The sequence below is a fragment of the Streptomyces sp. NPDC088350 genome, from assembly GCF_044753545.1.
Taxonomy (GTDB): domain Bacteria; phylum Actinomycetota; class Actinomycetes; order Streptomycetales; family Streptomycetaceae; genus Streptomyces.
This window is the reverse complement of the sequence record NZ_JBIVNL010000009.1, coordinates 229367-255904: the sequence shown is the minus strand read 5'-3', so window position 1 is coordinate 255904 and position 26538 is coordinate 229367. Positions and strand designations below refer to the sequence as shown.

Here is a 26538-nt window from a genome sequence, read left to right as displayed (position 1 = left end):
TCGGCCGGTCCGGTTTCGTTGCCACGGTCCCCTCACCGCTGCGGTCCCCACGTCGTGGCGGGAGGTGAGCGGGGCCCGAGCCCCTACCGTCCGACCGTCGTACGCCACAACTCCCCGGCCTCCGTCGCCGCGTCCGGCGCCACGAGCAACAACGGCTCACCGTACGCGGGGAGTTGAGGCACGGCGACCGCGCCCGCCTCGGTCGCGATGAGCAGCGCGGGCAGGCCGTCGACCGGGTGGAACTCGCCGATCGCTGCGGCCGTCGCCCGGCCCGCCGCGACCTGGACCAGGGACAGGGCGGTCGAGCCCATGACGCGGGCCGTGCAGTGCCGGGCGGCCAGTTGAGCGAGGAGCGCGTCCAGCCCGGGCCAGTGCGCGTGTGCCGCCCACTCCGTCAGGAACACATGGCCCGTGAGGGTGGTGTGGTCCGCCGCGTGGACCGGGGTTCCGTTCAGGTGCGCGCCCTTGCCCCGCACCGCTGTGAAGACCTCGCCCCGCCACGGGTCCGCCACCAGGCCCAGCAACGGCGTACCGTCCGGCTCCGCCAGGCCCAGGGAGAACGAGCACCAGCCAAGTCCGTGGGCGTAGTTGGTCGTTCCGTCCACGGGGTCGACCACCCAGTGCGGTGCGTCGTCCGACGCGCCCTTCTCCACGCCGTACTCCTCGCCGTCGATCCCCCAGTCGGGGAACTCCCGCCGCAGCACGGCCCGTACGTGCCGCTCCACCGTCTCGTCGGTATCCGTCACGATGTCGGCCGGGTTCGCCTTCTGCCGGACCGGACCCGCGCCGCCCCCGTTCCCGCCACGGATCGTCTCCGATGCCCACTCGGCCAGCTCCACGGCCACCCGCAGGGCACCGTCCAGGTCATGTCCGTTCGCCACAGCTCTTCACCACTCCGTCCACAGAACATGGCGACCGCCATCGGGCAGCCGAGTTCCGTCGCACGATAGGCAGGGGTGCCGGTGCGGTCCGGGAACGACCTGATGAACGCGGACTTTTTTCATGACGACACTTCAGCGGAAGGCGACGGCACCAGGACGATCCGGCCCCGCTGACCGCCCCGGGCGAGCTGGGTGTGGGCTTCGGAGGCCTGTGACAGGGGGTAGATCCGCGCCACGCGGGGTGTCAGTACGCCGACCTCGGCGAGCGCGGAGAGGTAGGAGAGGCGGGTGGGTTCGGGGCCGGCGGTGGTGTGGCGTACCACCACGCCCCGCTCCGGGGTCGGCAGCACATCGAGCCGCACGCTCACGAAGATGCCGCCGTCGCGGACGGCCGCCAAGGCGGGCGCGCCCAGTGCCGCCGCGTCGACCACACCGTCCACGCCCTCCGGCACGAACCGGCGTACCGCCGCACTGGGTTCCTCGTCGCGCGACACGAACCAGGTGGCGCCGCGGCCGCGGAGGAACTCCTCGTCCTCCGGCCGCCCTTGCGCGACGATCCGTACACCCCGCGTCCGGGCCAGTTCGACGGCGTAGCCGCCCACGGCTCCGGCGGCGCCCGTGACGAGCAGGGTGTCGCGGGGTCGTAGCGGGAGATGGTCCAGGGCCTGCGAGGCGGTCATCGCGTTGAGAGGGATCGTCGCCGCGAGTGTCAGGTCCATCCCCTCGGGGGCGGGGGCGATGGAGTTGAGGTCGGTCACCAGGTATTCGGCCTGGGCCTTCGTGGGGCGCAGCACGGGGGCGTCGAACACGATCACCGGGGTGCCGACCTTGAGCAGGACACCCGGACCGACCGCGTCGATGGTGCCGGCGGCGTCCAGACCGAGACCGGTGTACTCGATCCCCTCCATCGGCCCGAAGTACCCGGCCCACACGGCGGTGTCGGCGGGATTGAGCGCGGCGGCGGCGACCTTGACGCGGACCTCCAGAGGACCCGGTTCCGGGAGCGGGACCTCCACGACCTCGACCGCCTCGGGTCCACCGATCTTCTTGACGACTGCTGCGCGCATGATGGCTGCTCTTCCGTTTGCGTAGTTGAACACCACGGACGCTAGGGGAGTAACGATCGATGGGTAAGTAGGCACTTGAAAGTGCGTTACGACCCCGCAGTCGAGCGCCCGTTCGGAGTTACTGGTCGGTCTGCCGGGCGTCGTAGTGTGCTCGCGCCTCGTCGACCTCGTCGGTCTTCTCGGCGGCCCATTCGCGCACCTGGGACAGCACGCCGTACAGGCCCTGCCCGAGCGGGGTCAGTGCGTAGTCGACGCGCACCGGCACGGACGGTGTGACCGTCCGCCTCACCATGCCGTCGCGTTCCAGCATGCGCAGGGTCTGAGTGAGCATCTTCTGGCTGACGCCCGGGATCTCGCGGCTGACGTGGCTGTAGCGCATCGCCTCGCCGTAGGACCCGAGGGTGCACATCGTCAGGCTGACCCACCGGTTACTGATCGTCGAGAGCAAGGCCACCGCGGGGCAGTCCTGCATGTACGCCTCGTATGTGCCGGGCTCGATCTGGCGGGTCGGCTTCGCCTGTGTGGTCATCTTTCTCTCCTGTCGGGTGCGTAACACTCTGGAGGGAACCTACATTCGAAACGATCGAAACCCCCTGTGGTTCCTTCTGCGGGTGGGCCTCGGGCGAGCGGCTCCGTTGACTAAAGCGAACGATGCGTTCGGTATTCCAGATTGGTTCGTTATAGTGAACGCATGGTTTATTCAGTCGTAGCTGTTCGGGAGGGCGCGAAGATCGCGGGCATCTCGTCGACCCGGACGGGCGGGAGGAAGTGACTGCCGCCCTGCGTGCCGCGGTGGCCGCCGCGGTCGCCGACGATCTGCCGGTCTTCGCGCGGTACCTTCCCGACGGGCGGCGCGTGGTGCATCTCGACGCGCCGCACTCCGCGCCGCGCGGGGGCACGCATGTGCGCGGCCTCGGGGACCTGGCCGACGTCGAGCTGCCGACGCCGAAGGTCAAGAAGGGCCGTATCCGCGTGCCCTGCACCGCGACCCACCGGAGCCTTTGATGACACCCCCGCCGTCCGGCCGTCGGCCGGTGAGCAGTACCGCCGCCGCGGTCGGCGCGAAGATCCGGCTGCGTCGTCAGCAGCGCGGGATGAGCGCCGCGGAGATGGCCCGCCGGGCCGGGCTGAGCAAGGCGACCCTGTCGCAGTTGGAGGCAGGCAACGGCAATCCGACGATCGACACCCTGGACGCCATCGCGATCGCCCTGCGCATCCCGATCGCCGACCTGCTGGCGCGCGACGCCGACACCGGGCCGGTCTTCCGGCCGGGCACGGACATCGAACCGGGCGAGGTCTCACGGGAGTTGCTACGCCGGATCAGCAGCGGCAACAGCCTGGAGATCTGGCGGCTGCGCATTCCGCCGGAGACGGAGCTGGCCGGAGTGCCGCACGCCACCGGCACCATCGAGCACCTGCTCATCGCCACCGGACACGTCACCGCAGGCCCTGTCGACGCCCCGGAGGACCTGGGCCCGGGCGACATGCTCGCCTTCGCGGGAGACGCCCCGCACTTCTACCGCACCAGCGAGGACGAGGTCGACATCACCGTCGTCTTCGCCTCCCCGATCAGCACCTGAGACCGCGTTCGTCAGCACCGGAGACCGAGGAACCCCCGCTCATGAGCACCACCATCGGCACCACTCCCTCCAGCCGTGCCTTCATCAGCGACAACATGGCCGGAGCGTCCCCGGAGATAGCGCAGGCCGTCGCCGACGCGGCCACCGGCCAGGTCCTGCCGTACGGCAACGACCCCTTCACCGACCGCGCCCGCCGCAGGCTCGGCGAGATCTTCGAGCGGGACGTCGACGTCTTCCCGGTCTCCACCGGGTCCGCGGCCAACGGCCTGAGTCTGGCCGCTCTCACCCCGCCGTGGGGCAGCGTGCTCTCGCACCCCGACAGCCACATCAACACCGACGAATGCGGCGCCCCGGAGTTCTTCACCCATGGCGCCAAGCTTGTTGGTGTACCTGGCCCCGACAGCAAGATCGACCCCGATGCGCTGCGAACGGCCGTACGCCGGCGGGCCGGTGACGTGCACAGTGTGCAGCCGTCGGCGGTGAGCATCAGCCAGGCCACCGAGAGCGGCAGCGTCTACACGCTGGAGGAGATCCGCCACCTGTCCGCCATCGCCCAGGACGCGGGGCTGCGCGTCCACATGGACGGCGCGCGTTTCGCCAACGCGCTGGTCCAACTCGGCGCCACCCCGGCCGAGATGACCTGGAAGGCCGGCATCGACGTCCTGTCCTTCGGCGCCACGAAGAACGGCGCGATGACCGCCGACGCCATCGTCTCCTTCGACCCCGCACTCGCCGCCGAACTCGCCTTCCGCGCCAAGCGCGCCGGCCAACTCGCCTCCAAGATGCGCTTCCAGACGGCCCAGATCGACGCGTACCTCACCGACGACCTGTGGCTGCGCAACGCCCGCCAGGCCAACGCGATGGCCACCCGCCTCGGCGACGGCCTCAAGTCCCTCGCCGGCGCGGGCCTGTTGGCCACTCCCCAGGCCAACATCCTCTTCTGCCGCCTGCCCCGGCACGTCACCGAAGGACTCCTCGCCGAGGGCTACGCCTTCTACCACGACCGCTGGGAACCGGGCATCGTCCGCTTCGTCACCGCCTTCTCCCACAGCGCCGACGACATCGACCAACTCCTGGACGCCGTCCGCCGCCACACACGGTGATCCATGGTCAGGAGTCGCTCGATGTCGTGGGTGCCGCGTGCTGTTGTCAGGCGGTGACGAGCGGCTGGTGCGGTGGCGCGAGCGTCGGCAGGGTGGTGTGGAGGTTCTTGGTGACTTCGGTCAGGTCGGCGATGAACATGCCCGCGAGTTCGGCGGTGAACCCGGTGCGCACCACCAGACGTAGGACCGAGACGTCCTGGCAGGGCGCGGGGAAGCTGTAGGCGGGCAGATGCCAGCCGCGTGCGCGCATGGCGTGGGAGACGTCGAACACCGTGAAGCCCTGTGTGCCGGGCGTCAACCGGAAGGCGAACGCCGGGAGTTCGGAACCGTCGGTGATCAACTCGTAGGGGCCGATCGTCCGGATGCGCGCGGCGAGTGCGCGGGCCGTGCTGCGGCTCTGCGCCGCGAGGTTCCGCAGTCCTTCGACGCCGTAGCGAAGGAAGCTGTAGTACTGCGCGACGACATGCGCGCCCGGGCGGGAGAAGTTGAGGGTGAAGCTGGGGGAACTGCCGCCGAGGTAGTCGACCTCGAACACCAGGTCGTCGGGGAGGGCTTCGGCGTCGCGCCACAACGCCCAGCCCAGGCCCGGGAAGACGTGGCCGTACTTGTGTCCCGACGTGTTGATGGAGGCGACGCGTTCGAGCTGGAAGTCCCACATGAGTTCCGGGTCGAGGAACGGGGCCACCATGGCGCCGGACGCGCCGTCGACATGCACGGGGATGTCGGTGCCGGTGGCGGCCTGGTAGCCGTCCAGGGCCATGCAGATGTCGGCGACGGGCTCGTAGGAGCCGTCGAAGGTGGACCCGAGGATCGTCACGACCCCGATGGTGTTGTCGTCGCAGTAGGCGGTGAGCGCGTCGGCGGTGAGGTGGTAGCGGCCCGGTTCCATCGGGACGTAACGAGGCTCCACCTCGAAGTAGTTGGCGAACTTCTTCCAGCACACCTGGACGTTCGCGCCCATGACGAGGTTCGGGCGCGCCGTGTCCTTGCCCTGTGCGCGCCGGCGCTCCTGCCAGCGGCGCTTGAGCGCGAGTCCGCCGAGCATGGCGGCCTCGCTCGAACCGGTGGTGGAGCAGCCGCGTACCTGCTCGGGGTGCGGCGCGCGCCACAGCCGGGCGAGCATCCGTACGCAGCGCTCCTCCATCGCCGTGATCTGCGGGTACTCGGCACGGTCGGCGAGGTTCTTCTCGGCGGTCTCCGCCATCAACTCCCTTGCCTGCGGCTCCATCCAGGTCGTGACGAAGGTGGCGAGGTTGAGGCGGGCGTTGCCGTCGAGCATCAACTCGTCACGTACGCGACGGCAGACGAGGTCGGGCGACGACGAGGACTCGGGCAGCTCGTCGACCGGCAGCAGCAGGTCGACGGCGGGCGGCTGCCCGACGCTGCGGGAAACGGTCAGGGTGTCGAACTCGGCTTCGGGCATGACGTCGGTATGCGGGTTGGGCATGAGTGTCTGGATGCCTTTCTGGTCCGTGCGGCCCCGTGCACTCCGACGCTAGATCGCCGAGCGGTGCGGCGTATGTGCCGATTACACCGATCCAGTGATCGATTTGCGGACTGATGAACTGGATTTTCCCTTGTACATACTGGCCATTACTTTTTGCAGTGATTTCCGTGGGTGGCGGGACGGCCCGGAGGACGGGGGAACCGGCCCGGGGCCAGCTCTGGGGCGCCTACGACACAGCGGTCCTCCGGGAATGCGTACAGGAGTCCTTCGACGGTGTCCGGCGGCGGCGCGTCCACACCCTGGTGCCGGATCGTGCCGAGGCCCGTGGCCACGAAGGCGTAGTCCGCACCGAGTTGGGCGCTCACCAGTACCCCGGCGCCCCACCACTCCAGGGGTGTCCCGCCCATCCGCATCGTGCTCTTCCCGCGCTGGAGATGGGAGTTGTGGGCGTGGACGAGTGCCGGACCCCGTTCGGCGAGGGCCAGGAGATTGTGGGCCATCATCTGGTCCCGCAGGCTCACCAGTCGCGTCATGGGGGCCGGTGCGGTGTCGGCCATCCAGTGGTGGTAGCGCAGCAGGCCGGTCGCGGTCCGCGCGTACAGGAGTGCCCGGTCCCAGTCGTCCCGAGAGGCCGCCGTGCTCAGGAGCGGCCTCTCCATGTCGAGCAGCGCCGCCAAGTCGTCGGCGAGCAGACGAAGTTGACCGGCTCCGGGCGACTGCCCCACGGACTGGTCCGGGTCCGTCATCGCGGCCGGGTTGGTCCACCGGTCGTCGGTGCCGAGCAGGTGGTCGAGTGTTTCGGCGGTTCAGGGAAGCAGGTCCGGGTTCACCCAGGTCGAGAGGTAGCGGTGGAGTGCGGTGAGGGCCTGCCGGGGGCTCGCGGCGCCGGCGATCTCCAACGGGCCGTCGAAACCGGCGAAGCGGAGCCGCTCGGACACCGGCCGGCCCTCGTCCTCGGCGCGGACGTTGTGGGCGCGCATCCAGCGTACGAGGTCGCGGTTGCCCGCGAAGGCGCCCCAGCCGTGGCTGACCCCATGCTCCATGACCTGGTCGAGCGTGCCCGTACCGGAGGTGACGTAGTCGTTCACGACCAGGCCCAACACGCAGTTGCTCTCGATCGAACTGCCGGAAGGGCTCGTTGAGCTGGTCGAGGAGAGTGTCCTCGCCGTGGGTGGGCTCGCCCAGTGCGCGCATACACTCCGCTCCATGCGACGGCCCTGCGTGCCTTTCTCGCGCTCCGCCTGATCGACGAGAGCCACGTCCAACTCCTCGACGACCGCCGGACCCTCCAGACGGCGGAGCGGGCCTTCCGCGACCTGGAGCGCGCGGAGGCGGGGCCGTCCCAGTCCGAGCCGAGCCGAGCGCGATGCTCGGGCCGGGCGCCACATTCATCGGGCCACTGGAGAGAAGCTGGGCATCCGGTCCGCGACCCTGCGCAAATGGGAGCGCGCCGGGCTGGTACGCCCCCGCCGTGACCTGCTCACCGGCTACCGCCTCTACGACGAGGACGACGTGCGGGACGCCCGACTTGCCCACCAACTCAGGCGGGGCGGCAACCTGTTGGACCAGGTCGCGCCGCTCGTCGATCAGGTACGGGCGGCCGGCGGACTCGAACCGCTGGAGGCCGCACTGCCCGACTGGCAGGAGCGGCTGTCCGGCCGCGGGCGCGCGATGCTGGGCGGAGCGGCCGAGTTGGAGGCGTATCTCCGCGAGAGCGGGCCAAGGGGGGTTTGACTTGCGACTCGCCTCGGCCGGTTCCTGAACTGACGTCCCCGGATTCGTCGTGTCCGCGTGGCATGGGCCGCCTCACCGGACGGAGCCCAACTCCCGTACAAGTCGGTCGATTTCCTGGTGGGTGTTGTAGAAGGCGAAGGAGGGGCGCACGGCGGCGCTGAGGCCGTAGCGCCGTAGGGCGGGCTGGGCGCAGTGGTGGCCGGCGCGGACCGCGATGCCTGCGGTGTCCAGGGCCTCGGCGATATGGGCGGGGTCGGTGCCGGCGATGGTGAAGGCTGCGACGCCGACTCCCGTCGAGGGGCCGAGCAGGCGCAGTCCCGGCACGTCCTCGGCGAGCCGCTGTCGGGCGTACGCGACGAGCGCCGCCTCGTGGGCGTGGGCCGCGTCCAGGCCGATCGTTTCTAGATGGTCGACGGCGGCGCCGAGCCCGATCGCGCCGGCGATGGGGCCGGTGCCGGCCTCGAACTTCTGTGGTGGCGGGGCGTATTGGGTGTGTTCGAAGCTGACGGATCTGATCATCGAGCCGCCGCCCTGCCAGGGCGGCATCTCCTCCAGCAGTTCCGAACGGCCGTAGAGCACGCCGATGCCGGTCGGGCCGCAGAGTTTGTGGCCGGACAGGACGTAGAAGTCGGCGCCCAACTCTCTTACGTCCACCCGGAGATGGGGGACCGCCTGGGCGCCGTCGACGAGCACGACCGCGCCGTGGGCGTGCGCGGCGTCGGCCATCGCGCGGACAGGGAGGACGGTGCCGAGCACGTTGGAGACATGGGCGAGGGCGACGATCCGGGTGCGGGGGCCGAGAAGGGCCTGGTAGGCGGGCAGGTCGAGGGTGCCGTCGTCGTGGAGCGGGGCGATGCGCAGCCGGGCGCCCTTCTCGGCGCAGAGCATCTGCCAGGGGACGATGTTGGCGTGGTGTTCGAGGGTGGTGAGCACGATCTCGTCACCGGCCCGCACGCGCGTGCGGCCCCAGGTCTGGGCGACCAGGTTGATGCCTTCGGTGGCACCCCGCACGAAGACGATCTCCTCGGGACGCCCGGCCCCGACGAAGCGTGCGATACGGCTCCGCGCGCTCTCCATCAGCTCGGTGGCCGCACGGGCGAGCGTATGTGCGCCCCGGTGCACGTTGGAGTTGTGACGGGCGTAGAACTCGCTTACGGCGTCGATGACTTGACGGGGTTTGTGGGCGGTGGCGGCGCTGTCGAGCCAGACGAGCGGGCGGCCGTGGACGGTGCGGGAGAGGGCGGGGAAGTCGGCGCGCACGGCGTCGACGGGGAAGACCGGCGGGCGGGCGGCGACCGTGTCCGCCTGGTCCAGCCAGTACCTGGCGGTGCTCATGCGTACTGGTGGTAGTGCGCGACCTGGACCTGCTCCAGCATGCCGAGCGCGTCGTCGACGAGTACGGCGGTGGAGAAGTAGGAGCTGACCAGGTGCGAGGCGACCGCCCGCCGGTCCAGGCCCATCGGCTCCACCGCGATACCGGGGGCGTGCTCGTGGGGGAGCCGGTCCGGGCGCAGACCCACGACACCGCGGTTCTCCTCGCCGACCCGCAGCAGCAGGATGCTGGAGGTGGACTCCACCGGGTCCACCGGGATCTTGTCGGTCGGCACGAGGGGCACACCGCGCCAGCTGAGGAACGGGCTGCCGTACATCTCGAAGATCACCGGGGGCACACCCCGGCGCGTACACTCCCGGCCGAACGCGCCGATCGCGCGCGGATGGGCGAGGAAGAACGCGGGCTGCTTCCATACGACCGTCAGCAGCTCGTCCAGGTCGTCGGGGGTCGGCGGACCGGTGCGGGAACGGACCCGGAAGGCGGGGGCGACGTTGTTCAGCAGCCCGAACTCCGGGTCGTTCAGCAGCTCCCGCTCCTGCTGCTCCAGGATCAGCTCGACGGTCAGACGCAGCTGCTCCTCGTGCTGGTTCAGCGGCACGTTGTAGAGGTCGGAGACACGGGAGTGCATCCTCAACACGGTCTGGGCCACGGCGAGTTCGTGCTCGCGCGGCTGAGGGTCGTAGTCGACGAAGGTCTCGGGCAGCTCCGCCTCGCCGTGATGCCCCGAGGCCACGGCGGCCGGTGTCCCCGCGCCGCCGGACTCCCTGCCGGCTCTGAACTGGGCGAAAGCGCGGGCGAGTTCGGGATGCTCGTCCTCCAACTGCCGTAGCCGGTCCGGGTCCAGGACGAGCAGGGTGCTGTTGGTCAGGGCGACCACCGTGTACGGCCAGTCGCCGCCGCGCAGCGCCGCCTCCTCGTCGAAGAACTCCTCCTCGCCCATGATCCCCAGCACCGTCGGCTCGCCGTAGTGCCCGGTGCCGCGCCGCTCCAACTGCCCGTGCGCGACCACGTACAGCCCGTCGGCCGGCCTGCCCGCCTCGGCCAGGATCGTCCCGGCGACCACGTGCTTCGTACGGAACGCGCCCGCGACCTCCTCCAGCAGGCGCAGGTCCATCACGTCCCGCAGGGCGAGGAGTTCACGCATGTCCTCCGCCATGATCCGGCTGCCGTCGCCGCTCGCCAGCAGGGTGATCCGGCCGTCGCCGACGGCGTACGCGACACAGCGGTTGACCCGGTAGGTGCCGGCCTCCACCTCGACCCAGGGGAGCAGCCTGAGCAGCCAGCGGGGAGTGGTCAGTGAGAGCTGTGCCGGGGTCTTGGTGGTGGTCGCGATACTCCGGGCGGCGCGGGTTCCCAGGCTGGTGGCGGCTGGGGTGGCGGGCTGGGCGCTGTCCTCGACGGTCCGTTCGGTCACGGTGATCCCCTCCTGGATTCTCACACCCTGAATTCCCCGATCCGCAGCCGCTTAAATTACCCAATTCGGGGACTTGACCGAAACAATCGTTATGCTCACCATTGGCACTGGCAAATGCCTCAACTGCCGCTATTCGTAAGGTGTTTCGAAGCCATTCGGAGCCCCTTACGGCGACTTTCGGGCGCCGTCGTCCGCACGACATCAGGAGACTCGATGGAGATCACCGGCAATACCCGAACCCACTGGGAAGGCTCCTTGAGCGAGGGTGTCGGACGTATGAGTTTCGGCTCGGGCGCGGCCTCTCCGGATCTGCGCTACCCCCTCAGCCCGATCCCGCCCCAGCGCCAGACGTCCCCCGAAGAACTGATCGCCGCAGCTCAGGGAGCCTGCTTCACGATGATGCTCTCCCACGTCCTCACGGAGGCCGGCACCCCACCGAGCAGCGTCACCACGGAATGCGACGCGACCCTGAGCGTCGGCACCGGATTCACCCTCATCAACATCAGGGTCCAGGCCGCCGTACCCGGCATCACCGACGAGGAACTGCGCCGGGCCGCCGCCACCGCCGAGCAACGCTGTCCGGTCAGCAAGGCGTTGAGCGCGATTCCGTCGGTTGTGGAGACGGTGTTGGTCTGACCGGGCACGCGAACAGGCGGTGACGAAAGAGCCTGTTCAGCGGGCCATCCAGTGGTCCATCTCCCGTGCCCGCGCGTCCAGTTCGGCGGCGACGGTGGCCGGCGCCGTCCGGGGATTGCCGCGAACCTGAATGTCGCGCCGGCTGCCACCACTTGCCTGGCCGGACCCGGACCCGGACCCGGGCTCGGGCAACTCCACCTCGATACCCGCGCGCCGGGCGAGCGCGACCGCCGTCGCCGCGAACCCCTCGGAGAGCGCGAGGATTACGGAGTGCCCGGTCCGGCAGTGCCAGGCGACCAGGCCGCGCACGAACTCCGCGTACGCAGACGGATCGACGTCCAGCGTGTCCGGGTCGCCCGCGTGCTTGCCCTGGCCGATTCCCGAGGTCAGCTTGAGTTCCGACTCGAAGATTTCCACGTGCCGTAGGAAGAGGCGCCCGGCGCCGTTCGACGGGTTCCACAGTGTCTCGTCGTCGATGTCGAAGTACATGCTCATGGTCGATCCCCCCTGCTCAACAGCCCTGGCACAGGGTAGAAGATCGGCTGGGTGGTGGGCAGTTGGATAAGTCGGCCGTCGGGATCGCGCTCACTCCCCTCGCCCGGCATCGCCCCTTGCGTCCCGCCGCTACGAGAGGTCGGCTACGACACCGCCGAGTCCGTCGGCTGTCGGCGGGCGGCTGTCGGCGATCCCGGTGAGGATGAGGTCGATGCCGGCAAGGAACTCGGCGCGGTCGTCGTGAACCCGTAGGTGGTCGGCGACGTTTCGGGTGAACGCGTACTCGTCGGGGTCGAGATCCGCCCATGCCGCCGAGACGGTGGCGAGGAACTCGGTCCGGTTCGTGTTCGGCGGGCAGCTGCGGGCGTTGGCCGCGTTCTGTCCGGCCACTCCGAGGATGTAGCTCAGCAGCGCGGACGCGGCGGTGAACTGGGCGGTGTGGGGCACACCCAGCGTTTGGACCTGGCGTCCGATGTGTTCGAAGACGCGCAGCATCGGTGACTGCGGCAGGGCGCTGGCGAGTTGCGTGCCGACCCACGGGTGGGCCTCGATCGCGTCGAACACTCCCAGCGCGAGGGCGCGGATGGCTTCCTGCGGAGTGGGATCGGCGGTGCCGGAGGCCATGGTGCGGGAGACGACGGCGTCAGTGGCGGCGCTGAGGAGTTCGTCCTTGCCCGTGACATGCCAGTAGATGGCGCCGGGCCCGGTGGCGAGGCGTGCGGCCAGTGCACGGAACGTGAGTCCGTTCTCGCCCGCCGTGTCGAGGAGTTCGATCGCCGCCTCGACGACGCGCTCCCGGGAGAGCGGTTCCTCGCGTCGCTCCGGGCGGCGGGTGGTCCTGGTTGCCATGCGTACATCCTGGCACATGTCTGGAACGTCGTTCCAGCTTGACAGCAATGGAACGCCGTTCCAGAGTGAGCGCTGGAACGCCGTTCCATTGCTGTCCTGCCGGATGGCCGGTCAACGGACCTGTGACCCGTTCGGCAGGCTTGTGACACGTAAGGAGCCACCATGACCACTGACGTCACCATCATCGGCGCAGGCCTCGGCGGACTGACCCTGGCCCGCGTCCTGCATGTCCACGGAATCCCGGCCACGGTCTACGAGGCGGAGCCCTCACCGGCGGCGCGCCCGCAGGGCGGGATGCTCGACATCCACGCCGGTGACGGCCAACCCGCTCTGGAGGCGGCGGGTCTGATCGACGCCTTCCACGACCTCGTCCTGGAGGGCCGCGAGGCGACACGCATCCTCGCCTCGGACGGGACCGCACTGTTCGACGACGACAGCGAGAGGGGCCGCCCCGAGGTGCAGCGCGGCGAACTGCGCCAGCTGCTGCTCGACTCGCTCCCGCCCGGCACCGTCCGGTGGGGGCACAAGGCCGGCGCGGTCCGTGCCCTCGGCGACAGCCGGCACGAGGTGACCTTCACCGACGGCGCCACCGTCGTCACGAGCCTGCTGGTCGGTGCGGACGGCGCCTGGTCACGCGTCCGGCCGCTGCTCTCCGACGCCGCACCCGAGTACCTCGGCAGGTCGTTCGTCGAGACCTACCTGTACGACGGCGACACCCGGCACCCTGCCTGCGCGAAGGCGGTCGGCGGCGGAGGGCTGATGGTGCTTGAGCCGGGAAAGGGAATCCTGGCCCACCGGGAGCGTGGCGGGACCCTCCACACCTACGTGGCGCTCTCCAGGCCGCAGGACTGGTTCGCCGGTATCGACTTCACCGATTCCGCCGCGGCCGGCGCACGCATCGCCGCGGAGTTCGACGGCTGGGCACCGGAACTCACCGCGCTGATCACCGACGGCGACACCGCGCCGGTCCTGCGCCCCCTTCACACCTTGCCGATCGAACACCGATGGAATCGGGTGCTGGGCGTGACCCTGCTCGGCGACGCCGCCCACCTCTCGGCCCCGAACGGCGACGGCGCCAACCTGGCCATGTACGACGGCGCCGAACTCGGCAAGGTCATCGCCGCGCACCCGGACGACGCGGAGACCGCGCTCACCGAATACGAGCGGGCCCTCTTCCCGCGGAGCGCCGCAGCCGCCGCCGACGGCATCCACCTCCATGAGCTCATGTTCGGCCACAACGCACCCCACGGCCTGGTGAACATGTTCGCCGAGCACATGTAGCCCCACCGTTCCCCGTAAGGGAGCCGGCACCGATACGACGGTCAGTCAGATCACCCTTGCCTTACGGGATTTGATCCGACTCATACAGTGCCTCGGCGCGGCCGATCACCACTCCGTCGTCCTTCCCGCGCCTGAGAGTTCCCGCGAATTCGACACCGCCCTCGGCATGCCATATTTCCGGGGTTCGCGCAATGCGGATTCAACACGCTCAACATTCCGCTGTGTTACTCGGCATCCCGTGGTGAATCGGCGTGGATCAGCGTGAATTGGAGTGTTCGGAATCGCGAGGGGTGTCAACCGAATTCGGTGAGTGCTCCGACGACGCCGCTTTGCGCCCTGCTGGATGCCCTGCGAGGCGGGCAGTCTGGCGGAAGCCGACCGTGAGTGCGGAATCCGGCGAACTCGCGAACCCCGCCTGCCTTTTGGAGGTACACGGTGTCCCCAGCGCCGAGCATCGGCGTCCTCGCCACCGGCACGTGCTTACCCGAGCGCATCCTGACCAACGACGAGGTGGCCGAGGCGGCCGGTGTGGACCCCGGCTGGATCGTCCAGCGCACCGGTGTGCTGCGCCGGCATGTCGCCGAGCCCGATCAGGCCGCATCCGATCTCGCCGCCGAAGCCGTACGCAGGGCGCTCGCCGCGGCAGGCATGCCCGCGTCGGCGCTCGGTCTGCTCGTCCTCGCCACCTCCACCCCCGACGAACTGGGTCCGTCGACCGCGTGCCGGGTCCAGGCCCTGGTGGGCGCGGACCGGGCGGTCGCCTTCGACGTGGCCGCCGCCTGCTCCGGCTGGCTGTTCGCCGCCCGTGTCGCCCACGACTGGCTCCGCGCCGGCACCGGCGAACGCCATGCCGCCGTCGTCGGCGTCGAGGTCTACTCCCGCTTCGTCGACCCGGCCGACCGTGCCACGGCGGTGCTCTTCGCCGACGGAGCTGCGGCGACGATCCTCGGACCCGTTCCGGGCGGCGAGGGGTTCGCGCCGATCCGGCTGGGGTCGGACGGCACCGGCGCGGGCGACGTCCTCATCCCGGCCGGCGGCAGCCGACTCCCGGCCTCCCCGCAGACCCTCGCCGCGCGGCGGCACAAGGTCCACATGGACGGAAGGGCCGTACGGGACTTCATCCTGCGGATCTTCCCGGAGGTCCTCGGCGACGCCCTGGACCGCAACGGCCTGCGGCTGGCGGACGTCGACCTGCTGGTCTCCCACCAGCCCAACCCCCTCCTGCTGCGCCGTGCCGCAGCCGGCGCCGGACTGCCCGAGGACCGGGTGGTCATCGTCGGGGACGAGGTCGGCAACATCGGTGCGGCCTCCATCCCGTACGCCCTGGCCAGCGCGGACCGTGACGGACGGCTGCGGAGCGGCAGCCGGGTGCTGGTCACCGCGTTCGGCGCGGGCCTCACCTGGGGGAGCACGGTCCTCACCTGGACCAGGGCGCAGCACGGCACCGTCCCCCCACCCCGCACCGAGATCCCCCGCACCGACATCTCCCGTATCGAAGGAGCCCCGTTGTGACCGAGCCCCTCTCGTCCACCGTCGTCGACCCCACCGGCCCCCTCGCCGCCCTCTTCCGGCTCGACGGCACTCGCGTGCTGGTGACCGGCGCCTCCCGCGGCATCGGCCGTGCCATTGCGGTCGCCTGTGCCGAGGCCGGGGCGGATGTCGCCCTGGCGGCCCGAAGCGCGGACGCGCTGCACGACGCCGAGCAGGAGGTGCGCAAGCTCGGACGCCAGGCCGTGATCGCGTGCGGTGATCTCGCCGACTCCGGGACGGCCGCACGTATCGTCGACGAGGCGGTCGCCGGGCTGGGCGGTCTCGACGTCCTCGTGCACAACGCGAGCGTCTTCCCGGCCGACGCCACCGGCACCTCGCACCTGGTCCCCTTCGCCGAGAGCGGCGCCGCCGAGTGGGACCCGCTGCTCGCCGTCAACATCGGGGCCACCGTCGACCTGTGCCGCGCCGCCCACCCCCACCTGGCCGCCTCACCGAACGCGGCCGTCGTCCTGGTGTCGTCCGTGGCCGGCCTCATCGCAGCGCCGGCGATGGAGGCGTACGCCGTCACCAAGGCCGCGCAGCTCTCGCTGATGCGGTCGCTGTCCGTGGGCTGGGCCCGGCAGGGGATCCGGGTCAACGCCCTGTGTCCCGGCTGGGTGCGCACCGACATGACCGAGCCGATGCAGCGGCACGCACCCCTGTCGGACTGGCTCATGAGCCATGTACCGCAAGGCAGGTGGCTGACGTCCACGGAAGTCGCCGCCGCCGCGCTCTTCCTCGCCGCGCCCGCGGCCTCGTCCGTCACCGGACACACCCTCGTCTGCGACGGCGGGGTGTCCGTCCCGGACGGCGGACTCGCCGGCATCCCCAAGCCCGCCTCGCCGTTCGCGGCCTGAACCCCGCACGCGCCCCGTCCCGAGGCCCCAACCGCCAGAGCAGGAGCGACAGATGACGGACCAGACGCACCCACCGGAGACGAACGACGACGAGTCCCTCCACCAGGACGAGCCCCTCCATCAAGACGATTCCCTCCACCAATGGGTGGTGGGGGAGTCCTTCCAACGCGCCACTGTCCAGCCGGACTTCACCACGGCGGCCCGGCTCCGCGACCGCTTACGCCGCCAACTCCCCGACCAGGAAAGCCCGCTGCGCATCCGGCCCGGACTCGGCGTCGACGACACCGAGTGGAGCGACCTGACCTCCGAACTGCTCAAGGCGTACGGCGCGGCCGTACTCCCCGAAGGCCGGCCGCCGACCGCCGTGCCCCGGCACAGCGTCCTCAAGCACAGTCGTGACAACGTTCTCATCGGCGACGCACACGTCGAAGGCGACGCGTTCCAGGCGCAGTTGGCCGTCGTCAACGACACCGAGATGCTCCGGGACCACACCGCCGACCAGCAGCACGTACCCGGCATGCTCCTCATCGAGGCGTCCATCCAGCTTGTCACCTGGGCGGTCTCGGAGATCTGGCTCCCACCGGCCGGTCATCCCCCCTACTACGCCGTCATGCACGCCAGCACCTTCGAGTTCACCCGGTTCGTCTTCCCGCTGCCCACCCTCCTGACCGGCACGTTCACCCGCACCGGCCCGGCCGAGGACGACAAGATCCCGCTGAGCGCCGAAGTCCGCGTGCACCAGGCAGGCCAGGACTGCAGCCGGGTCCGGATCGACCTGCACGCCTTCCGGCCGTCCCTCGTCTTCGCCATCGAGGACGGCCAGGCCAGGCGCACCCTGCTGCGCGCCGCCCCCGCCGCATGACCGCCGACAAGCCGGCCACGGACACCGCCCAGCCACTCCGGCGACTCCTTTACGGCGACACCCACCAGGACGTCGACGCCCTGGACGGCCTGCTCACCACCCCGCCGTTCGCCCGCTCGGCACCGCCCTGCGGCCCCGACCGGCACACGCGGACCTACGACCGGCTGCGCGCCCTGGGCGAGTGGGTGGGCGGAGTGAAAGCGCTGCAGCGGGACCCCGCCAAACTCCTCGCCGTACTGGAGTGGTCCGCCACCGTCGACCCGGCGCTGTTCCTCGCCGGCACCGTGCAGTACGCGGTGTGCGTCTCGGCCATCACCGAACTCGGCAGGCCGGGCCCCTACTTGGGGCCGCTGATCGACGAGGTGGACCGGCACGAGACCTTCGGCTCCATCATGATCACCGAGATCGGTCGCGGCAACAGTCACCTCGCCACCCGCACCGAAGCCCGATTCGACCCCGCCACAAGGGAGTTCACCCTACGGACCCCCGACCCCGCCGCGGCCAAGTTCATGGCCCACGTCGCCGGCACGGGCCGCGCCCACATGGCCATCGTCTACGCCCGACTTCTCCTCCACGGCAGGGACCGCGGGGTGTTCCCCTTCGCGGTCCGCATCCGCGACGGCGACCGCGTCACGGACGGCGTCCACATCACCGAACTCCCCGAGACCACCTCGGTCCCCCTCAACTACGCCCTCGTCACCTTCGACAACACCCGTGTGCCCTACGACGGCTGGCTCCGCGACGACGCCTCCATCGCGCCCGACGGCGAGTTCTCCGACCCCCTCGGCGACCCGGACCGGCGCCTGGTGCGCTCCCTCTCGGTCTCCTCCAACGCCTCCACCGGCGCCGCGTCCGCCCTCACCGCGGCGGCCCGCGCCGCCGTCACCATCGGCATCCGCCACAGTCAACGGCGCCTGACGATGGGCCGGTTGCGCGCCAACCTCCCCGTGCTGCACTACCGCACCCAACAAGAAGCCCTCTACGGCGTTCTCGCCGAGGTGTACGCGTGCAGCTTCCTCGTCGCCCGGGTCAAAGCCCAGTACACCCGGCAGCGAAGCACCCGCACGGACCTGCCCGAATCCCAGCGCCCGGTGTGGGCACCCTGGGCCTCGGTCAGCCGCGAACAGGCGCTGACCAAGGCAGCCGCGACCCGCGTCCTGGGGAGCGCGGCCGGAGTGTGCCGCGAACGAGCAGGCGCCCAGGGCCTGTTGACCGTCAACCGGCTCCTTGAGTACGAGGGTCTGGCGCAGGTGTTCCAGGCCGCGGCGGGCGACAACCTGCTCATCCGGCTGGACGCGGGAAAGCAGCTCGTCGAGGACCTCACGCACACCGTCCCGGTCCCGACGGCCACCGGCGACCTGGTGTCCCCGGGCGGAGTGCTGGCGCTGGCCCTCCTCCGCGAGCGCGGTCTCCTCACCGAACTGCGCGGCCGAGTCGGTGGTGCCCCGGTGGAGGAGAAGACCGCCTTCGAGACCTGGAACCCCCTGCTCCCCGACCTCGTCACGCTCGCCGACGCACACCAACAACGCCTGCTGCTGGAGGCGTTCGCCAACGCGGTCGCCGAGGCCGACTCCGTCTCCACCGGTACCGAAGGGATGCCTCACCTCGTCGCCCTGCACGCCCTGTACGCCTTGAACTCATTGGAACAGACGCTGAGTTGGCACCTGGAGTGCGGATCGCTCACCTCCTCGGACGCCACCCGCGTGCACCGGGAACGCGACCGCGCCCTGGACGCCGTACACCCTCACCTCGATGTCCTCCTGGACGGATTCGCGCTGCCGGAGGCGCGGTTGAGGGCTCCGATGGCCGAACCGGACGTCGTGGCGGCCCTGTTCGCGAGCGGCGGGGCGACACCATGAGCGCCGCCGCGGTGATCACCGGGCTGGGGGCCGCCCTGCCACCCGACCGGATCACCAACGAGCAACTGGTGCGCGAAGGTCTGGACACCTCGGACGCGTGGATCCGCAGCCGTACCGGAATCCGGAGCCGATATCGGGTCCGCCCCGGCACCACGACCGGTGATCTGGCGGTGGCCGCCGCCCGCGGCGCACTCGAGTCGGCCGGTGCGTACGACGCCGGTCTGGTGATCCTGGCGACCACCACGCCCGACCGCCGATGCCCGGCCACCGCACCGGAGTTGGCCGCCCGGCTGGGCATGACCGGCACTCCGGCGTTCGACCTGGCGGCCGTCTGCTCCGGCTTCGTCTACGCCGCCGCCGTCGCCTCGGCGATCCTCATGGCGGGCGCGTACGACAGTGTGCTGCTCGTCGCGGCCGAGACCTACTCGACGATCGTGGACCCGTGCGACCGGGAGACCGCCGTCATCTTCGGGGACGGCGCGGGCGCCGTGTACCTGACGCGAGGAAACCGACGGGACCCCGGAGCCCTGGTCCACTTCGACCTCGGCAGCGACGGGACCGGCAGCGACCTGATCACGATCCCCGCGGGCGGCTCCGGCCGGCCGTACGCGGACGTACTGCCACCGCGACAGGACCGCTACTTCCGTATGCGCGGCCGGGAGGTGTACGGCCGGGCCGTACGGCAGATGGCCGCCTCCTCGCGGACGGTCCTCGACCTGGCCGGCTGGTCCACGGACTCCGTCGCCGCCTTCGTCGCGCACCAGGCCAACCAGCGCATCCTCGACTCCGTGGCCGACCGGCTGGGCATCGCGGCGGACCGCTGCCACGGAAACCTGCGCGACGTCGGCAACACCGCGGCGGCCTCCCTTCCCCTCGCTCTCGCCGACACCGCCGCCCGAGACGCCGTACCGCCAGGTGCTCGCACCCTCCTCACCGCCTTCGGCGGCGGCCTGACCTGGGGCTCGGTCGCCATGACCTGGCCCCGGGCGAAGCCCGTCCGACACGCCCCCGAGCCCCGCCCCACACACAAGGAGACCGATTCATGTCCGCCGTCTACGACCACCTCGTGACCACACTGACCGGCAAGTTCGAGATCCCCGCCGACACCGTCCGGCCCGAGGCCTCCTACGACGACCTCGGCCTGGACTCCCTCGCCGTGGTGGAACTGTTCCTGACACTCCAGGAGGAGTGGGCGGTACCGCTCGACGACTCCGAAGCGACGGGCACCCTCACCGTGGGGGAGACCGTCGACCTCGTCGAGAAGCTGAAGACGGGGGCGTGACCGCCGTGGGCGGCGGGCCGGAGGTGGTGGTGACGGGGATCGGTCTCGTCACCCCGGCGGGAATCGGGCGGGAGCAGACCTGGGAGCGGGTCTGCTCGGGTCGCCCGACGGCCATGGACGACCCGGAACTGGACGGAATGCCGGTCGGTTTCTCCTGCCGGGTCACCGGCTTCGACCCCGGTGCCCATGTACCGGGAGTGCCGCAGTGGCGCGTCGACCGGTACACGCTCCTCGCCCTCGCCGCGGCCAGGGAAGCGGTCGGCGACGCCGGGCTGGAGCCGAGGGGCTGGGACGGGGACCGTGTCGCCGTGGTCGTCGGATCGAGCGCCGGCGGGATCGCCACGCTCGAACAGCAGCAGGACCGGCTACGGGAACGGGGGCCGGACCTGGTCTCAGCGCTCACGCTGCCGATGTTCCTGCCCAACATGGCGGCCGGCCAGATCGCCGTCGATCTGCGCGCACGCGGACCGGTCCTGCAGACCGGCACCGCCTGCGCCTCGGGCGCCACCGCGATCGGCATCGCCGCCGACCTGCTCCGCTCGGGCAGGTGCGACATCGCGCTCGCCGGTGGCGCGGACGCCATGGTGACCCGGCTCTGTTCGGCCGCCCTGTTCCGTACGGGAGCACTGTCCCGGCGGGTCGAGGACCCGGTCGGAGCCTCACGCCCCTTCGACACGGACCGGGACGGATTCGTCCTGGCCGAGGGCGCGGGCCTCCTCGTCCTCGAACGCGCTCCCGACGCCGCCGCCCGCCGCGTCCGGCGCTACGCCGTACTCGCGGGCCACGGCGCGTCCGCCGACGCCCACCATCAGACGGCGCCCCACCCGCGGGGACTGGGCGCCGAACTCGCGATGCGCCGGGCCCTGGCGGACGCCGATGCCTCACCCGCCGACGTCGACCACGTCAACGCCCATGGAACCAGTACCCCGATGAACGACCGCATCGAAGCCACGGTCATCGAGCGGGTGTTGTGCGGTCGCCCCTCCGTCACCGGGGCTAAGGGCGTCACCGGCCACACCATGGGCGCGGCCGGAGCGATCGAGGCCGCGCTCACCGCCCTGACCGTCTTCCACGGGACCACCCCACCCACGGCCAACCTCCAACGCCCGCTAGGAGAAGCCGAGTTGGACCTGGTGAGCGGATCCGCCAGAGTCGGCAAGGTCTCGCTGGCCCTCAGCAACTCGTTCGGCTTCGGCGGCCACAACGCTGTCCTGGTCTTCCGGCCGGCCTGAGCGGGCGTAGCGAACGTCGAACGGATCAATCATCGTGATCACGCCTCTCAACGGTTTGGGCAGCACAGTCTGGAAACGGTGAATTGCCCATTGAGCGAAGAATAATGACCGATATGTTGTGGACGGATCGAGGCGCGGCGTGAGGCCGCCGAATGGGCTAGGAGAGGTGGATGGCGCGGATACGCGTTCCCAATGCCCGGCTGCGCGCGCTGATGGAGGAGACGGACTGGACCCAGGGCGGCCTCGCACGCGCGGTGAACGCGGTGGCGGCCGAGGCGGGGACGGTCCTGCGGTACGACCGGACCACGGTGGCCCACTGGCTGGCCGGCAGTCATCCCATGCCGCGCGTGCAGCCGCTGGCCTGCGAGGCGCTGAGCCGGCGCTGCGGCCGTGTCATCACCGCCGAGGAGGCGGGCTTCGCGGGCCAAGACCCCGTTGTCCCCGCGCAGTTGGCACCTTCGGAAGGCGGCGGACTCGTCGGTCTGCTGCACGAGTTGTCCGGCTCGGTTCCCTACCGGCCCGCACGGACCCGACCGGCGAGCCGAGCCCTGGGCAGCGGACGCGTGACCGGGGCCGCGCGGACGCCGAGCACACGACACTCGGCGTCCTTGTTCTTCACCCGCACCCTTCAAGCGCAGGGCGGCGGATTCGCCCGCGGCACCCTGCGCACCTATCTGGCAGAGGCGGTGGCGGGTCAACTGCGCGGCGCGCGGGGGCGGGCACGGCAGGAGCGGTACGCCGAGGCATCACAACTCGCCCTCGTCCTCGGCCGTATGTACGCCGACGACCTGCGCAACGGCGAGGCCCAGCACTGCTACCTGACCGCACGGGAGCTGGCGGTGACCGCCGGGAACCGGGAGTTGGCGGTGATCGCCCTGCGGACCCTCAGCTCGCAGGCGTACGGACTCGGGTATCTGCGGATCGCCGACGAGACCGCCCGCGCGGCGGTAAGCACCGCACGCGACACCCCGCACGCCGTACGGGCCTTCGCCCAGGCCCAGTTGGCGGTGACGGCGGCCAGTCGAGGGGAACGCGGGGAGGCGTTGCGCGCGCTCTCCGAGGCCGAGAGCGGCGTAGGCCACGGGGAAGCGGGGCGGCACCCGTTCGAGTCCTACGCCCGCGCCGACTTCGAATTCCAGCGGGGCGAGGCCCTGCTGGCGCTGCGCGAGGCCGCGGAGGCGGTGCCCGCCTTCGAGTACGCCCTGGCCGCCCGTACCCCGGACGACCGTCGCGGCGCGGCACTGACCCGGCTGCGCCTGGCGGACGTACTCCTGCCGCTCGGCCGGGTGGACGAAACGCGCGCCCTGGAAAGAGAGTTGAGGGACGACGGCGACGGCCTGCGGTCGGCGGCGGTCACGCGACGGAAGCAGGAACTGCGGCGTGCGCTGCTGCGGTTCTGCGGGGGCCGGAGCGCCTCCCCTCTCCTCGTGCCCGGTGACTCCGCGACGCGATGGACGCCTGCCCTTCGCGCGAACAGGCGTCCGTCGCAGGTCGACCAGGGTGAGGAGGAGCGGCTCGGTTGAACGGGGTGAACATCCGTCCTCGACCGCGAGGGTGAACTACCCCTTCGTGGCGAACGTCAGTGTGCCGGAGGCGGTCGTGTCACCGCCCTGGGTGACCTGGAAGGCCCAGGCGTCCTCGGCCGGCCCGCACTCCACGTGGACGGGCGCGTTCCACTCGGTGAAGCGCAGGGCTCGCAGATGGCAGCCGCTCAGCCGGCCGGGGGAGGCTCCCGCCAGGCAGGCCGCCTGCCGGGCCGCCTCCAGCAGCACCATGCCGGGTACGTGGTCACTGGGGTGGTCGAAGAACCGTGGATGGCGCAGATCGGCGGGCGCCACCAGCAATGCCCCGGAGGGGTTGCGGACCAGCATCACATCGCCGGGGGAGGGGACCGACACCTCCGTGGGCGAGGGCCGCCAGTGCACCTCGTCCCGCACGGGATCGGCACCGGCATACGGTCCTCGGAACGTCTCGTACTCCTCCTCGGACAGGACCCGCATGCGTCCGAAGGCGGAGCCGAACTCGCGCCCGGCGGCGGAGCATTCCATCCGTACGCTCAATGCGACCGGCCACGGCACGTCGTCCACGTGGCGCATGTCGTACACCTCCGCCCGGCACAACACGTCGGTGGCCCCGTAACCGACCACCGGCTCCGCGCTGTTGTCGAGCAGGAAGCCGACGCTCCTGATGACGGGCCTGCTGGTGCTGGGGGCGCCCAGGAAACGCTGACAGATGTACAGGCCGACCTGCCGGATGGTCTCGGCGGCCAGCATCGGATCGTGCCGCTCGTCGGACCCGGTACCGGATGTGGCGTACGAGCGAGGCCATTGCGCGGCGAGGAGGAAACGGCCGTCGGGCAGGGCGCGGGCGTCGGTGAGGAGGACTTCGGCGACCGCGTTCCGGTGCACGAGGGCCCGGGACACGCAGCTGTCCCAGCTCAGCGTCAGCCGCTCCGGGCCGGCTGCGGGAGGTGCGGTGATGCGTGATTCAGTCATAAAATAATAGAAGCTATGGTTCTTTGGCATCCGTGCGGGAAACGGCGGCCTGTCGGCTAGATTCACCGGAAAAGACGATCCGGCACGCAGGACAGGGGCGACCGAGAAAATGCAGGAACGTGCGGAAGTCACCCGGCGGGCCGTTCTGGCGACGGCCGCGGTGCTGTTCGAACAGCACGGGTACGTCGGTACGAGCATCAGCGACGTGGCACGTACGAGCGGGTACACCAGCGGTGCGATCTATTTCCATTTCGGCAGCAAGGAGGGGCTTGCCCGGGGCGTTCTGGAGGCTCATTTCGCCGAATGGCCGCGATACGTCGAACGCTGGGAATCCGAGGACGCGCCCGTCCTCGACCGGCTGGTGGGCCTGAGCCTCGCCGTGGCCCGGGAATTCCGCGACAACGTGATCGTCCGCGCGGGCAACAGGCTCTGGAACGAGCGCAGAACCATCCCGGTGTCCCTGCCCCGTCCCTTCGTGGGCTGGATCGACGCGGCGGCCCGCATGCTCACCGCCGCCGGTGAAGCGGGCGAACTGGCCCCCGGCACGGATGCCGAGCGCACCGCGCGCGTCCTCGTCTCCTGCTTCTTCGGCACCCACACCGTCTCCGACGCGCTGAGCGACCGCCGCGACATCGAGGAGGCGGTGAGCGACCTGTGGATGCTGCTGCTGCCGGGGTTGCAGGCGGCACCCGCGGATCCGGCGAAGTGTCTGGAGGGGGCGGGGAAGCTGCTGGCGGCGACTCGGGTGCGGACGGCGCCGACTGTGAAATGATATAGCACGCATTTCACCTCACCGTATTCCGGGCAAGGCTATTCCGTTCCAGCGGCGTGCGTGGCGAATGTAATTCGGAAAAGGTGTGTGGCGGTTTTTTTGCCCGGGAGGAGCGGCTACTCGCCCTGTTGAGTGGTACTGCTGGTCCTACCCGTGCGGCTGGCGGTCTGTGTGTCCTCAAGAGGATCATCGAACTCGGTCGCCGTGACGAAGGCGCCGAGTTCGCCGATCGCGCAGAACGGACAGCCACATGACCATGGCCTACCTCGCACAGCCCGAGCAGCAGCAGAAACTCGAATGGCTCGACGGCGGCGAGTTCGCCGTACTCCTGGACGCGGCGGCCACCGGCGGCCAGTTGACCGTGGGACGGTTCTCCGTCGCGAAGGGCGAGGCGCCACCTTATCACAAGCACACCCGTGAGGACGAGGTCTTCATGCTGATCAAGGGCAGTGCGCTGCTGTGGTGCGACGACGAGGAGATGGAGCTGACGGAGGGCGGCATCGTCTTCCTCCCGCGGAACGTCCCGCACGGCTACCGGATCACCTCCGACACGGCCGACCTGCTGATGATCTGTACGCCGGGCGGCATCGAGGGCATGTTCCGGCACGCGGGACGCGACCTCACGACCCCTCGCCCCGAGGGCTTCGAGATCTCGCGGGATCTCCTGGCGGAGGCCACCGACATGTACGGCCAGGTCATCGTGGGACCGCCGCGCTGACCGGCGCCAGAGATCCCCGGTAGCACCGTCGCCACCGCATCGACCAGCGTCAGCACCACGAAAGGCACAGCCATGTCCCGGCAACAGCGCCAAGCCCTCGACGAGATGCTGCGGCACGGCCCGCTCGATCTCGGAGGGGACGTCGCCGAACAGCGCGCCCTCTTCCACGGCATGATGACGTCCATCCCGCTGCCTGCCGACGTGTCGACGACGCGGGGCGAACTGGGCGGCGTCCCGGTCGTCACCGTCGAGACACCGGCGAACGACCCCGCGACCGTACTGCTCTACCTGCACGGTGGCGCCTACGCCATCGGCTCCGCGGCCGACGCCGCGGGTCTCGCCGCCGAGGTCTCCCGGCGCACCGGCGCACGCGCCCTGTGCGTCGAGTACCGGCTGGCCCCCGAGCACCCGTTCCCCGCGGCGGTCGACGACGCCCTCGCCGTGTACCGGGCCCTGCTCGACGACGGGGTGCCCGGTTCCGCCATCGCCTTCGTCGGCGAGTCCGCGGGTGGCGGTCTCGTCGCCGCGACGCTGGTCGCCGCCAAGGACGCGGGGCTGCCCCAGCCCTCGTCGGCCGCGGTCTTCTCCCCGTGGGCCGACCTGAGCGTGTCCGGCGACAGCGCGGTCGGCAAGGCGGCCGTCGACGCCTCACTCACCCCGGAAGGCCTGCGCACGCGCGCCCGCGACTACCTCGGCGACACGGACCCGACCACCCCGCACGCCAGCCCTGTCTTCGCCGAACTGACCGGCCTGGCGCCCCTGTTCATCCAGGTCGGCTCCTACGAGATCCTCCTGGACGACGCCGTACGGCTGGCGGCGCGTGCCGCCGAGCACGACGTCCCTGTCGAACTGCAGGTCTGGCCCCAACTCCCGCACGTCTTCCAGGCGTTCGCCGCGCAACTCGACGAGGGCGCCGCCGCGCTCGACGCCGCCGGGGCGTTCATCCGGGCCCGGTGGGCCGACGGCGCCGAAGCCGACGCGTCCGGCGAGACGGTGCAGGCCGGGATGACGTCGTAGTCAGGGCAGGGCGGGCGGGACGAACGGCCGGGTAAAGACTCCGTTGTACGGGGGCTGAAGTTCTGTGTGCTCGGTGCGCGAGTGGACGACGATG

25 protein-coding genes and 2 pseudogenes are annotated in these 26538 nt (G+C 70.6%); 17 read left to right on the top strand and 10 right to left on the bottom strand.

What is annotated here, in order from left to right; translation table 11 throughout:
• Positions 1–83: 83 nt before the first annotated feature.
• The 3 genes from ACIQBL_RS31310 to ACIQBL_RS31300 all read right to left on the bottom strand — a co-directional run bounded on the left by ACIQBL_RS31310 (position 84) and on the right by ACIQBL_RS31300 (position 2477).
• Complete coding sequence (locus ACIQBL_RS31310; RefSeq protein WP_401947375.1) at positions 84–881, bottom strand: inositol monophosphatase family protein; 798 nt, start codon at positions 879–881, stop codon at positions 84–86.
• Between the two features lie 119 nt (positions 882–1000).
• Positions 1001–1948 (bottom strand): NADP-dependent oxidoreductase, encoded by a 948-nt coding sequence (locus ACIQBL_RS31305; protein WP_401947372.1) that lies wholly within the window; start codon positions 1946–1948, stop codon positions 1001–1003.
• A 118-nt stretch (positions 1949–2066) separates the two neighbouring features.
• A complete protein-coding gene (locus tag ACIQBL_RS31300) occupies positions 2067–2477 on the bottom strand; it encodes a winged helix-turn-helix transcriptional regulator (RefSeq protein WP_401947370.1) in 411 nt (136 codons plus the stop codon).
• Between the two features lie 239 nt (positions 2478–2716).
• Between ACIQBL_RS31300 and ACIQBL_RS31295 the strand changes: the two genes are divergently transcribed.
• The 3 genes from ACIQBL_RS31295 to ACIQBL_RS31285 are packed head-to-tail and all read left to right on the top strand — an operon-like array spanning position 2717 to position 4631.
• Positions 2717–2953 carry a hypothetical protein gene (locus tag ACIQBL_RS31295; protein ID WP_401947367.1) on the top strand — a complete coding sequence of 79 codons (237 nt, stop codon included), beginning with the start codon at positions 2717–2719 and terminating at the stop codon, positions 2951–2953.
• Positions 2953–3528 carry a helix-turn-helix domain-containing protein gene (locus ACIQBL_RS31290; RefSeq protein ID WP_401947364.1) on the top strand — a complete coding sequence of 192 codons (576 nt, stop codon included), beginning with the start codon at positions 2953–2955 and terminating at the stop codon, positions 3526–3528. The genes ACIQBL_RS31295 and ACIQBL_RS31290 overlap by 1 nt, the downstream gene beginning before the upstream one ends.
• Before the next feature lie 41 nt (positions 3529–3569).
• On the top strand, positions 3570–4631 hold the full coding sequence (locus tag ACIQBL_RS31285; RefSeq protein WP_401947361.1) for a threonine aldolase family protein: 1062 nt from the start codon (positions 3570–3572) through the stop codon (positions 4629–4631).
• Positions 4632–4677: 46 nt separating this feature from the next.
• Here the strand turns inward: ACIQBL_RS31285 and ACIQBL_RS31280 are convergent, their stop codons facing one another.
• Together ACIQBL_RS31280 and ACIQBL_RS31275 are read right to left on the bottom strand one after the other, a co-directional pair.
• On the bottom strand, positions 4678–6078 hold the full coding sequence (locus ACIQBL_RS31280) for a glutamate decarboxylase (protein WP_401947359.1): 1401 nt from the start codon (positions 6076–6078) through the stop codon (positions 4678–4680).
• Positions 6079–6287: 209 nt separating this feature from the next.
• Positions 6288–7272 (bottom strand): annotated as a pseudogene (locus tag ACIQBL_RS31275) (erythromycin esterase family protein); the annotation flags it as partial.
• On the opposite strand from ACIQBL_RS31275, the pseudogene ACIQBL_RS31270 reads away from it, so the two are divergent.
• Positions 7263–7812, top strand: a pseudogene (locus tag ACIQBL_RS31270) (MerR family transcriptional regulator). The pseudogenes ACIQBL_RS31275 and ACIQBL_RS31270 overlap by 10 nt on opposite strands.
• A 72-nt stretch (positions 7813–7884) precedes the next feature.
• On the opposite strand, the gene ACIQBL_RS31265 reads toward ACIQBL_RS31270, so the two are convergent.
• Both ACIQBL_RS31265 and ACIQBL_RS31260 read right to left on the bottom strand, forming a co-directional pair.
• Complete coding sequence (locus tag ACIQBL_RS31265) at positions 7885–9147, bottom strand: SufS family cysteine desulfurase (protein WP_401947357.1); 1263 nt, start codon at positions 9145–9147, stop codon at positions 7885–7887.
• Positions 9144–10559 carry a family 2B encapsulin nanocompartment shell protein gene (locus ACIQBL_RS31260; RefSeq protein ID WP_401947355.1) on the bottom strand — a complete coding sequence of 472 codons (1416 nt, stop codon included), beginning with the start codon at positions 10557–10559 and terminating at the stop codon, positions 9144–9146. Before ACIQBL_RS31260 ends, ACIQBL_RS31265 begins: the two co-directional genes overlap by 4 nt.
• 114 nt (positions 10560–10673) lie before the next feature.
• Here ACIQBL_RS31260 and ACIQBL_RS31255 point away from each other — a divergent pair, with 114 nt between their 5' ends.
• Entirely contained in the window at positions 10674–11195 is a 522-nt protein-coding gene (locus ACIQBL_RS31255) for an OsmC family peroxiredoxin (RefSeq protein ID WP_401947353.1), read from the top strand.
• A gap of 36 nt (positions 11196–11231) precedes the next feature.
• Here ACIQBL_RS31255 and ACIQBL_RS31250 read toward each other — a convergent pair whose 3' ends face one another.
• Together ACIQBL_RS31250 and ACIQBL_RS31245 are read right to left on the bottom strand one after the other, a co-directional pair.
• A complete protein-coding gene (locus tag ACIQBL_RS31250; protein WP_401947351.1) occupies positions 11232–11690 on the bottom strand; it encodes a DUF6086 family protein in 459 nt (152 codons plus the stop codon).
• Between the two features lie 129 nt (positions 11691–11819).
• Complete coding sequence (locus ACIQBL_RS31245; RefSeq protein ID WP_401947349.1) at positions 11820–12539, bottom strand: TetR/AcrR family transcriptional regulator; 720 nt, start codon at positions 12537–12539, stop codon at positions 11820–11822.
• 162 nt (positions 12540–12701) lie between these two features.
• Here ACIQBL_RS31245 and ACIQBL_RS31240 point away from each other — a divergent pair, with 162 nt between their 5' ends.
• The 9 genes from ACIQBL_RS31240 to ACIQBL_RS31200 all read left to right on the top strand — a co-directional run bounded on the left by ACIQBL_RS31240 (position 12702) and on the right by ACIQBL_RS31200 (position 22965).
• Positions 12702–13820: an FAD-dependent oxidoreductase gene (locus ACIQBL_RS31240; protein WP_401947347.1), complete on the top strand. Its 1119-nt coding sequence runs from the start codon at positions 12702–12704 to the stop codon at positions 13818–13820.
• Between the two features lie 435 nt (positions 13821–14255).
• Positions 14256–15332 carry a 3-oxoacyl-ACP synthase III family protein gene (locus ACIQBL_RS31235; protein WP_401947344.1) on the top strand — a complete coding sequence of 359 codons (1077 nt, stop codon included), beginning with the start codon at positions 14256–14258 and terminating at the stop codon, positions 15330–15332.
• Complete coding sequence (locus tag ACIQBL_RS31230; RefSeq protein ID WP_401947341.1) at positions 15329–16207, top strand: SDR family NAD(P)-dependent oxidoreductase; 879 nt, start codon at positions 15329–15331, stop codon at positions 16205–16207. Before ACIQBL_RS31235 ends, ACIQBL_RS31230 begins: the two co-directional genes overlap by 4 nt.
• Positions 16208–16259: 52 nt before the next feature.
• A complete protein-coding gene (locus ACIQBL_RS31225) occupies positions 16260–17069 on the top strand; it encodes an AfsA-related hotdog domain-containing protein (protein WP_401947338.1) in 810 nt (269 codons plus the stop codon).
• On the top strand, positions 17066–18928 hold the full coding sequence (locus ACIQBL_RS31220; RefSeq protein ID WP_401947335.1) for an acyl-CoA dehydrogenase: 1863 nt from the start codon (positions 17066–17068) through the stop codon (positions 18926–18928). The genes ACIQBL_RS31225 and ACIQBL_RS31220 overlap by 4 nt, the downstream gene beginning before the upstream one ends.
• Positions 18925–19998, top strand: coding sequence for a beta-ketoacyl-ACP synthase III (locus tag ACIQBL_RS31215; RefSeq protein ID WP_401947333.1), 1074 nt, complete (start codon positions 18925–18927; stop codon positions 19996–19998). The genes ACIQBL_RS31220 and ACIQBL_RS31215 overlap by 4 nt, the downstream gene beginning before the upstream one ends.
• Complete coding sequence (locus tag ACIQBL_RS31210; protein WP_401947330.1) at positions 19971–20210, top strand: acyl carrier protein; 240 nt, start codon at positions 19971–19973, stop codon at positions 20208–20210. The genes ACIQBL_RS31215 and ACIQBL_RS31210 overlap by 28 nt, the downstream gene beginning before the upstream one ends.
• A complete protein-coding gene (locus ACIQBL_RS31205) occupies positions 20207–21442 on the top strand; it encodes a beta-ketoacyl-[acyl-carrier-protein] synthase family protein (RefSeq protein WP_401947328.1) in 1236 nt (411 codons plus the stop codon). The genes ACIQBL_RS31210 and ACIQBL_RS31205 overlap by 4 nt, the downstream gene beginning before the upstream one ends.
• 170 nt (positions 21443–21612) lie before the next feature.
• Positions 21613–22965, top strand: coding sequence for a hypothetical protein (locus ACIQBL_RS31200; RefSeq protein ID WP_401947326.1), 1353 nt, complete (start codon positions 21613–21615; stop codon positions 22963–22965).
• 36 nt (positions 22966–23001) lie between these two features.
• Here ACIQBL_RS31200 and ACIQBL_RS31195 read toward each other — a convergent pair whose 3' ends face one another.
• Positions 23002–23937, bottom strand: coding sequence for a ScbA/BarX family gamma-butyrolactone biosynthesis protein (locus tag ACIQBL_RS31195; protein ID WP_401947323.1), 936 nt, complete (start codon positions 23935–23937; stop codon positions 23002–23004).
• 109 nt (positions 23938–24046) lie between these two features.
• On the opposite strand from ACIQBL_RS31195, the gene ACIQBL_RS31190 reads away from it, so the two are divergent.
• From ACIQBL_RS31190 to ACIQBL_RS31180, 3 genes are all read left to right on the top strand, one after another.
• On the top strand, positions 24047–24709 hold the full coding sequence (locus ACIQBL_RS31190) for a ScbR family autoregulator-binding transcription factor (protein ID WP_401947319.1): 663 nt from the start codon (positions 24047–24049) through the stop codon (positions 24707–24709).
• 250 nt (positions 24710–24959) lie between these two features.
• On the top strand, positions 24960–25427 hold the full coding sequence (locus tag ACIQBL_RS31185) for a cupin domain-containing protein (protein WP_401947317.1): 468 nt from the start codon (positions 24960–24962) through the stop codon (positions 25425–25427).
• Positions 25428–25499: 72 nt separating this feature from the next.
• Entirely contained in the window at positions 25500–26444 is a 945-nt protein-coding gene (locus tag ACIQBL_RS31180) for an alpha/beta hydrolase (RefSeq protein ID WP_401947315.1), read from the top strand.
• The last annotated feature ends 94 nt before the right edge of the window (positions 26445–26538 follow it).